General features: G+C 34.5%; 3 protein-coding genes, 1 rRNA gene and 1 pseudogene. All 5 read right to left on the bottom strand.

Features of this window, described 5'->3' with window-relative positions; genetic code table 11:
* Positions 1–828: 828 nt before the first annotated feature.
* A pseudogene (locus IHO13_RS06030) lies at positions 829–2,125 on the bottom strand (sugar phosphate nucleotidyltransferase).
* A 113-nt stretch (positions 2,126–2,238) separates the two neighbouring features.
* Positions 2,239–3,507 (bottom strand): hypothetical protein, encoded by a 1,269-nt coding sequence (locus tag IHO13_RS04390; protein WP_225538449.1) that lies wholly within the window; start codon positions 3,505–3,507, stop codon positions 2,239–2,241.
* A gap of 80 nt (positions 3,508–3,587) precedes the next feature.
* Positions 3,588–3,953 (bottom strand): succinate dehydrogenase, hydrophobic membrane anchor protein, encoded by a 366-nt coding sequence (gene sdhD / locus IHO13_RS04385; RefSeq protein ID WP_225538448.1) that lies wholly within the window; start codon positions 3,951–3,953, stop codon positions 3,588–3,590.
* A complete protein-coding gene (gene sdhC, locus IHO13_RS04380; protein WP_225538447.1) occupies positions 3,950–4,327 on the bottom strand; it encodes a succinate dehydrogenase, cytochrome b556 subunit in 378 nt (125 codons plus the stop codon). Before sdhC ends, sdhD begins: the two co-directional genes overlap by 4 nt.
* Before the next feature lie 100 nt (positions 4,328–4,427).
* A 16S ribosomal RNA gene (locus tag IHO13_RS05925) occupies positions 4,428–5,084 on the bottom strand; the annotation flags it as partial.

The raw sequence follows: 5,084 nt of genomic DNA, 5'->3' as shown, positions 1-5,084 counted from the left end.
ATAAGATGCCATAAAAAGGTAATCATATAGTAAAAGTGAGTTTACAACAAACTGTGTAATTCCAGTACTTTCTCCCTCTTGTCATCCCAGTAGCCATTTTCTTGCTATCCCAGCGTCGTGCGCTGGGATCCAGGTGAAAAAAAAGTGTAGATCCTAGTATCAAGCACACAATTGTACAAACATTGTGCTATTAGGAGGGTGTCATGCCAGTACTTGACACTGGCATCCAAGAATCTTATCGGTGAGTATAAAAGTAGCTGTTCTATGCTAAAATACGACGTTTTGATGATCATGGAAAGGATGAATCCAAGTGCCTAGAGGCACTTGGATGACACCGTCTGTTATGCAAATTACCTGCCAATTGCAATATTCATACAGCTGTGTGTCAAAAGCACTAGAATAACGGGAGAAGGAACGCCGGAATGACACCATTTATTGTAAAAACAAATGTTTGTTCATAAATTGTAACTAGCTATAGATATTGAGAAATTTACCAAATAAAAAAAAGGCAAAAGAAACCCTGTTAGTTAGTTATTCACTATCTATCTTTTAAATTGGCATTTTTTTTATTGTCTTAAACGCTTTAACAAACGCATTTTAGCTTATACTAGGTAAAACCCTTGAAAGTTTATAAAGGCACGAGATGCACATAGTACAAAAAAATTAAACAGCAGTACGCCAAGTACATTGAGTTTTTTTGTCGCTTAATCTGTATGGACTGAAGACAAACAATAGCTTCAATGCTATGAATAAGGATGACGGCGAAAGTTGTCAAGTAGTTTTTTTGTTCCCATTGATGACTGCTGGTCAAATCATGATGCTTGTATGTCAAAATCTTCCATACACATCATCCAACCTCACTATATCATTATCAGATAAAAGCTCTCCTACTTGAAATTCAACTATCTCAAGTGGAAAGTTTGCGCTTCTATTTTCAATTCTATGGGAAACTTTCCTTAGAATTTCTACCACATGATTTGTCGCTATAGCACGCATTTTGCTTCCTAAATTTACATATCCAGCTCCTGACAGTACTATATGGTACTCATCTCTATATAGCAGTAAGACTGCCTAGAAGCGCAGCTCAATCGGCTCATAAACAGATATTTTACAAGAAAATTCTCGCCCATTAAAATTACACTGCAAAACCTCCATGGCTTGATTTCTTTCCTTATTGTTTTTACTTCCCTAACTTTACTAATAAATAACATTCAGCTCTTATCTGGCTGCTTGCAAGCTCTACTTAATAAATTTTTTGCGCTACTTTCTGCTGTTAAATTTTGCTCTTCTTTTCTGGTTACATGCTGGAATGACACCGGTTTTATCAAATCTCTTACTCAATTCTAAAACTGCATTCCAAGTTCCAACATCCATCTAATCGAAATTAGCTTCTACCATTGCAACGTTCCCCGCTCTCTCTATTACCAAATAATCAATGGATACGCCTTCAATTCCCATAAAATCCTGCTGTTTTAAATACAGAAATCTTTCTCGTAGTGGAATGTTGAAAACTTGCACAACATAAATTATAAAGATTTGGGGCAGATCTTTTCATCTCATTTACATAGTGTTTTGCTTTAAAAACAAATATTCCAGAATTCCAGTAATAATCGTTATTCAATTTCGTGTTCAGGTTTTTTCGTGAAGCCCTTCACTGTATGATACTTTTCTTGCTGACCATAAACTGCATTGATGTAGCCATATTTGGGATTAAATTCATGAGGTTTTACTTAAAAGTAACTATAGAGTTAGTTTCAGAGGCTATCTGAGCAGCTTTTTAAGTAGAGCATAAAAATGCTTAAATCACCTATAAAATGGTCTGAAGGCAGAATTAACATTACCTCACCTTTATTGCAGAGAAATGCAGCAATCAATATTGCTGCTGCTGTTCCGATTTTATTGGCTCAAAAACCACTTTATGCTCTTGCAGCGCTTTTAATTCCTCCATCACTAACGATTCATACTGTATATTTGTGGCAATTATGAGCAGCATATAATCACTTTTTAGTTTCAATAAAGTGTTTTTAAATATGGTGTTATGACTAAATATTTTCTGAAATTGCTTTGGCTTGGATAAAGGCCAAAGCCTACTGTTACTATCACCACACAATATTATATAGCGCATTTGGTATAAGATATTAAATAATTAATATCTTATACCAAAGGTAAAATACACGCAAGCTTTTGTTGTGAAGCGATTAAAATAGAAAGTGGATATCAATTTAAAGTAATAGTTGATTAGTGAGGAGGTAACAGGACTTCCCTATCGCGCAATGAATTCCGTCTACTTAGTACCTTATGAGCATAAGTGTCACTACTCCCATGATTTTTATCAGCTATTTGTTCATTACTTGCGTTTTGCGATTTCTCCTTTCCTGAGATTTGTCCTCTAGATTTATTTGCACTTTCACTAGTTTTGCTTAGCCCCTCCTCCAATTCTTTCTCAATGCCTGGCCTTCTAACATCAAGCTCTTTCCACGTTCCTGCAATCTTACGGTCAAGATAGTCTTTCTTCTCTGGGTCTGACCTTTTTCCTTCTTTAACAACTGAATAATCGTTTTTTGTTTCTTTCCAACATTCCTTTAATTGGTGTTTCCACATAGTCCAGTAAGCATCACCATACTTTCTCTTATCTGCTAAAAATAACAAAATTGGAGCTTTAAGTACGATAGCTCCCATGTTCACTAAATTTTTCACTGCCATTGCAGGAGTGAACAAAAGATAACCAAAAAATTTTACAATTGGATTTTGCTTGCTTATTAAATGCCCTCCTAATTTCATAGGAATGAAAGTTAGCAGTTTAGCACAAATCTTAGCTAAGCCAGCAACAAAAACAATAGGAACAGATATAAGACTTTTATCTAGCTCCAGATTACTGTTTTGATCTCTAACTTCAAAAAAACTAGTGCTTATCTTCTTACAATCACTAGTGTACAATAATTCTCCATTTCTTCCTTCCAAGTCAACAACTTCCTGAATTTTGCCTTCTTTGTTTTTCTCATTTTTGGTTAGTACGGAAGAGTTGATTAATTTATATGATGAAGGCAATGATTTACCTCCGGAGTTTTCAATTTCTTGAGCTTCAAAAACTGGTGCACATTTCCTAAGCTCCAATCTTGAAAAGCAAAATGGTTCAAAATATGACTCGTGCAACTCATTTATTGGAATTTGCTTACCCTTATCATCTACATAATTAACAGTAAAATAAGACCTATCATCAGCTTCGGTAACTAAAGCTAGATTAAACTTGTTTCCATTATATGCAAGCTGATATTTTAGATTTCCATTTTCATTCTTTACAGGCTTTCCATCGCTATCTTTACCTTCTATAATTCTTCCAGATTCTACAATCTCATCATAATTTTTTGGATACTGGCATCTTCGCCCATCCTTATATGTCACTACCTTTCTGAGGTCTTTTACATAAACTTGAGACTCAGGTAAAGTAAATAGATCCTTCACTTTTAGCGTAAGGTCCGTTCCCCACTTTTTCAATTTCTCTAACATATTACTAAACTAAGATTAAGCACTATAGTTGAACAATAAAACCAGTATGCTAAGAACATGTTAGCATAGAATTGATGATTTTACAAGAAAATATGTTTGTAAAAGAAAAAAATCGTAAAAGTAAGAGCTATGTAAGTGATGCTTGACAAGCACTTTATACATGTAATCGTAAAAACTCTTAGAGGTACACTTTGTATATAATCTTCACACACTATTTGCATTCCAAGGGCTGTGTGCAAAAAAATATAAAACAATAATATAACAAAAAATAAAAGCTCTAGAGGATGATTAATAGTCTGAAATAATTTTTCATAAAAAAACAAAGAACTATTAGCATAAAGTGCGCAAGAAAATGAATAGATAAACCAAGGAAATAAAAACAATAAAATCACTGCAGAAATACGTTGAACCCACCAATGATGTACTGAATTTCCAGATTGACTCATATAAACATAAATAAAAAAACTACAGTAGAGAAAAGTAAAGTTACTGTCAGTAGTATAGCACTTTTTGAGACACTAGCAATTTCTAAATTAAGTCCAGCATCCCATAATAAATGACGAATACCATTGAGAAAATGATATAGAAAGCTTACAAGGCATAAAACATAAGCTAGCTTGGCGATAGGAGTAGATAATAATACGTTCAAGTACTTTACTATAAATAGCTCAGGAAAATAAACATGTAATATAAAATACCAAGAAAGCACCATTAACAGAAGGAATAATAAGATACCAGTTAATCTGTGTATAGTAGAAAAAAAATTAGTAACTTGTACTTTATATATTTGCAAATGTGGAGAAAGAGGCCTATCACTCATAAAATTCTATTATCAAGAAATTGAAATAAAGTAGAAGTAAAGACAGCAATATAGTACACCACAGCACCACTATTAAAAGTGGTGAGTTATGTACAAAGCCTAAGGAGGTAATCCAGCTGCAGATTCCCCTACTGCTACCTTGTTACGACTTCACCCCAGTCACTGATCCCACTTTAAATAACTCCCTCCTTGCGGTTAGGTCATTAGCTTCGAGTGAAACCAATTCCCATGGCGTGACGGGCAGTGTGTACAAGACCCGAGAACGTATTCACCGTGGCATGCTGATCCACGATTACTAGCGATTCCAACTAGAAAAAAACTTCGTGCTCCCTTCTTTGTGCCTCCTTTATTAATGCAAATGTGGTGTCAGTTTCAAAGTTTATATTTTCATTCATTTGAAAAGCTACTCTCATTTGCACATCACCTTTGACATGAAATTGCCACTGGGAACTAAATTTCCATTAATGGCGTAATTTGCTGTGTCTATACCGTACATAACTTACAACTTGTTTTACCCCTTTTACTTTTCTTGCAATTGCTATTACAGCTTTTAGTTCCGCTTTATTTTGAGCTATACCCATCAAATAAACACGGGTTTTACTTAGATAATGCAAAGCTCAGTGTTTAGTGGCTGTAAGTAACAGTTCAAAATTGTAAGAATCCATGCCTTCAAAAGTTTCAATTTTGAGTCTGAAAAAACCTAGGAGGTGCGTTGTATAATATACTGCCAAATGTAATGATTACCTTTCCTGGGAAG

Source organism: Wolbachia endosymbiont of Mansonella perstans (assembly GCF_020278605.1).
Taxonomy (GTDB): Bacteria; Pseudomonadota; Alphaproteobacteria; order Rickettsiales; family Anaplasmataceae; genus Wolbachia.
Note: the sequence above shows the minus strand (reverse complement) of the source record. Positions and strands in the feature narration are given on the sequence as shown.